This is a genomic window from Streptomyces glaucescens, from assembly GCF_002154375.1.
Taxonomy (GTDB): domain Bacteria; phylum Actinomycetota; class Actinomycetes; order Streptomycetales; family Streptomycetaceae; genus Streptomyces; species Streptomyces glaucescens.
In genome coordinates this window covers 1-2,740 of record NZ_MUND01000086.1, presented here as the reverse complement: position 1 = coordinate 2,740, position 2,740 = coordinate 1, and the positions used below count along the sequence as shown (strand labels likewise).

Sequence of the window (2,740 nt, the reverse complement as noted above, 5' to 3'; positions counted from 1 at the left end):
CTGCGGCAGGCGCACGTGCTGGCGTCCCCGGAGGTGGCCGGCGTGCTGCGGCCGGTGCTGGACTGGCCGGCGGATCTGGTTGCCGGGGAGTTGCGGAAGCACGGGCTGTTGGCGTCGCCGGTCACGGTGCGTGTGGCGCTGTGGTGGGCTGGCGGGAAGGGCGGTGTGCTCCGTCCCCGGCAGGAGGGCGACGGCCGGTATCTGTGGGAGCGGGTCCGGGATGAGTCCCGGGAGGTTGTGGAGCAGCTGCGCGGTATGGGGTTCGGTAGGCGTGATGTGGCCGCCTACCTGATGGTGTCGGAGGACGCGATCGGCAAGGCCGTGCATGCGTGGCGCGCTGGCGACGCGGCGACCGTTGAGGGGGTCGCGGCATGAGCCCCCTGACGCCGGAGCAGCGTGGTGATCTCGCTGAGCAGATGCTGCCGCATGCCGCGCACCTTGCGGTCCTTGTCCACGGTGACGGCGGCCCGGAAGACGTTGCCGAGGTTCTGGCCGGGCTGGATGAGACGCAGAAGAACGCGCTGATCGTTGTCCTGGCCGGGCTGGTCGATCCGGACCAGTCGGTGGGAAAGGCGTTGGGCTGGCTCGACTACAACGAGCACGGCGCGCTGACTGTCCCGTCGTGGTCCGAGCAGCGTTCGGTACGCGACCTCGTCCCCGAATCCTGCGAGGAGCTGGACGACGACTTCGTGGACCAGGTCGCGGTCGCCAAGTTCGTGCAGGGCTACCGCGTGGACCGGATCACGGACGCGGAGTTCCTGGAGGCGGTGAGGCAATGCGTGGCCTCGGGGATGACTCTGCCGGAAATCGACCGGCTGCGCCGCTGGCAGGCGAAGACGACTGAGAAGTGGGTGAACAAGCTGCGGAAGCAGTACCAGCGCAGCGGTCGCGAGTTTCCTTCGCTGGCGCAGCCGGGGCTGCGGTCGTTCACCGAGTCCGACGTCGTCGCGATTCGGGAGCGGTCGGCGGATGGTGTGTCTGACCGGGAGATCGCGATGTCGTACGGGGTGACGCGGGAGACGATCCGTTCGATCGTCACCGGCCGTCGGTACGCCCGGTTTGGTGGGCCGATTCGCGGCCGGCGGGAAACGCAGCCGTCGAAGGCGTCGCGCGAGTACATGTGCGGGCACGCTGATGACTCGCTGGCCGCGGGGTTCCAGGCGTCGAACGCGGCCCTGACTCCGGAGCAGCGTGACGCTGTCTGGGAGAGAAGCGCCGATGGTGAGGACGTGAAGGTGCTCGCTGCCGAGTACGGCGTCCACACGAGCACGATCCGTAAGTACGCGGCTTAAGAAGGGGATGAAGATGGCTGGAGAGACGGTCGTGACGATCATCGGCAATGTGGTGGACGAGCAGGTGTCCCTGCGGTTCACGCCCTCGGGTGCGGGGGTCTGCAAGTTCACGGTGGCGTCGACGCCGCGGACGTACAACCGGGAGAAGCAGGCTTGGGAGGATGGGCCGACGCTGTTCCTGCCGGTGTCGGTGTGGCGGCAGCAGGGGGAGAACTGCGGGGAGACGCTGGCGCGTGGGATGCGTGTGATCGTGCAGGGGCGGCTGTCGCAGCGGTCGTACGAGGACAAGCAGGGCGTCAAGCGGACGGTGTACGAGCTGGAGGCCGACGAGGTGGCCGTGTCCCTGCGCAACGCGACGGCCCAGGTGTCGAAGACCGGGGGCCAGGGGCAGGGGGGTCAGCAGTATGAGCGGGCTAAGCAGGCGTCGTCGCGGGAGGGTCGGGAGGATCCGTGGGGGTCGGGTGTGCCGGGTACGGGGCAGGCCGGCGGGTGGGGTGGTGACGAGCCGCCGTTTTGATCTTGGTGGTGTGTGAGGGGTCTGGCCTTCGGGTTGGGCCCCTTTGCCATGCCCGGACGCTATGAGCATTGCCATGTAATGCTGAAGCGGGTAGTCTGGTGAAGCCGACAACGACCCATCCTCTTGGGGGACCCATGCGACTCCAGACCTGCCGCCGCCACCCCAACGCCGGCCCCTTCATGAACACCTGCTCCGGCTGCGCCCAGGAGTTGTACGACATCGAGCAGCGCAACCGCGCAATCGCCGCAGCATCGAAGGCCCTCGCCACCATCGGCGCCCCCGCGGACGCCCAGATCCTCGACGCCACCTGGGTGCGCGGCGCGCTTGTCGTCGCCACCCGTCAGCCGTCCAGCATCGCGGCCGAGTTCGCGGTCGACACGTTCCGGCTCCCCACCCCGGACGAAACCGACCCCGACCAGACCGACCCGTACAAGCCGGGCCAGTGGATCCTCATCGACCAGTACGGCGACCACACGGAGGACGCCGTGCCGAGCATGGTCGGCGAGGCCACCGCGTACGTGCGCAGCCTGCGTCCGCTCCGGGCCCTGGCCGCCTGACCGGCTGGGAACCATGCGTACCTGCGACTGCGACGCCACGCCCGAAGAGATCGCCCGCGGCATCCACGGCGACCCCTGCACCAGCAGCGACGGGCCCGCCGACGATCCGTCCGACCACTACGGCCAGTAGGAGCCCACGATGAGCAACACCCCCACCCTCTACGCCATCACGGCCACCCGCGTCGAGCAGGGGAAGACCGTCGACCTGCTGGCCCACCGGACCGTCCGCTCCAACCAGGTGGACGACACCTGCCAGGAACTGCGCCGCGAACTGCGACCGGCACACGGCGAGTCGCTGAGGCTGTCTGTGACGCGCCACTAGCCGCCCTCCGGCCCCCAGGACCCTCCCCGGCCGCGCACCCCCCAGCGCGGCC

The 2,740-nt window shown here is 69.3% G+C and carries 5 protein-coding genes; all 5 read left to right on the top strand.

The features are described 5' to 3' along the window. The coding region (locus CCN42_RS06635) for a hypothetical protein (protein ID WP_211294643.1) at positions 1 to 375 on the top strand (375 nt) is incomplete at its 5' end. Beyond that, entirely contained in the window at positions 372 to 1,292 is a 921-nt protein-coding gene (locus CCN42_RS06630) for a helix-turn-helix domain-containing protein (protein ID WP_086733700.1), read from the top strand. The genes CCN42_RS06635 and CCN42_RS06630, both read left to right, overlap by 4 nt. 13 nt (positions 1,293 to 1,305) lie before the next feature. After that, positions 1,306 to 1,809: a single-stranded DNA-binding protein gene (ssb, locus tag CCN42_RS06625; protein WP_086733704.1), complete on the top strand. Its 504-nt coding sequence runs from the start codon at positions 1,306 to 1,308 to the stop codon at positions 1,807 to 1,809. Positions 1,810 to 1,943: 134 nt separating this feature from the next. After that, entirely contained in the window at positions 1,944 to 2,366 is a 423-nt protein-coding gene (locus CCN42_RS06620) for a hypothetical protein (protein WP_081241701.1), read from the top strand. 139 nt (positions 2,367 to 2,505) lie between these two features. Then, positions 2,506 to 2,688, top strand: a complete 183-nt coding sequence (locus CCN42_RS06615; RefSeq protein WP_086733698.1) for a hypothetical protein — start codon at positions 2,506 to 2,508, stop codon at positions 2,686 to 2,688. Positions 2,689 to 2,740 lie beyond the last annotated feature (52 nt).

What these genes read in the sequence shown, in the direction of transcription:
- CCN42_RS06630 (WP_086733700.1), top strand. Translation starts at nt 372, where the DNA reads ATGAGCCCCCTGACGCCGGAGCAGCGTGGTGATCTCGCTGAGCAGATG.
- ssb (WP_086733704.1), top strand. Translation starts at nt 1,306, where the DNA reads ATGGCTGGAGAGACGGTCGTGACGATCATCGGCAATGTGGTGGACGAG.
- CCN42_RS06620 (WP_081241701.1), top strand. Translation starts at nt 1,944, where the DNA reads ATGCGACTCCAGACCTGCCGCCGCCACCCCAACGCCGGCCCCTTCATG.
- CCN42_RS06615 (WP_086733698.1), top strand. Translation starts at nt 2,506, where the DNA reads ATGAGCAACACCCCCACCCTCTACGCCATCACGGCCACCCGCGTCGAG.